Source organism: Alcanivorax sp. HI0083, from assembly GCF_001635175.1.
On the sequence record NZ_LWFX01001542.1, the window covers coordinates 1 to 845 of the forward strand.

1 protein-coding gene is annotated in these 845 nt (G+C 61.3%); it reads right to left on the reverse strand.

Translation table 11 applies throughout. The annotated features are described in order from the left end of the window. Nucleotides 1-26: 26 nt before the first annotated feature. On the reverse strand, nucleotides 27-845 hold an 819-nt coding region (locus tag A3754_RS23165), incomplete at its 5' end, for a tetratricopeptide repeat protein (RefSeq protein ID WP_063521466.1).

Consider the following 845-nt stretch of genomic DNA (forward strand, 5'->3'; position numbering starts at 1 on the left):
ATGGCCGCTGCCCTTGGGCGGGAGGCTCAGTAAAGGTAATTGAACATCTTGCGGCGGTATTCACTGGCCAGCGGATCGCCTTTGGGCAGGCATTCGAACACTTCCAGCAATGCACTGCGGGCGACGCCATCGCGAAAATCACGGTGGTTACGCAACAGCTGCAACAGCGCCTCAAGCCCCGCTTGAAACTGCCCCGCTGCGGCGGCCTGCAAGCCGTAGGCATATAGATCTTCCGGCGTGGGCTTGTCGGCAATACGGGCAGACAGCTCCGTCAGACTCTCCCCGGCCCCTTCCAGCTTCTCCAGCAACGCGAAACGTGCCCGGAACGGGCGTAACGGTTCCGCATCTTCTGTCACTTGCGCCAGCACCGACTGGGCATCATCCAGGCGCCCTTCTCCCAGCAGCAATTCCACCAGCAGGGCACGAATGGCATGCTTGTCCGGGCTCTGTTCCAGAGTCTGCCGTAACGCGCCTTCCGCCTGCTCCGTGTGGCCCGCCTCAATGGCCATGCGCACCTGCTCGATGAACCCTTCTTCCTGCTGTTGCTGTGCCGCTTCCGGATCAACCACCGGGGCCAACCACTGGCGCAACGCGCCTTCGGTCTGTGCCCCATCCAGCTCGCTGACCAGCTGCCCCTGATACACCAGTTTCAGGCTGGGCAGACTGCGCACACCAAACTGGCTGGCCAGCATTTGCTGTTCATCTGCATTCACCTTCGCCAGCAGCACCTTGCCCTGGTATTCATTGACCAGCCGCTCCAGTATCGGCGCCATCTGCTGACAGGGCTGGCACCAGCTGGCCCAGAAATCCACGATCACCGGGATCTGTTGGGATTGTTCAAGGAT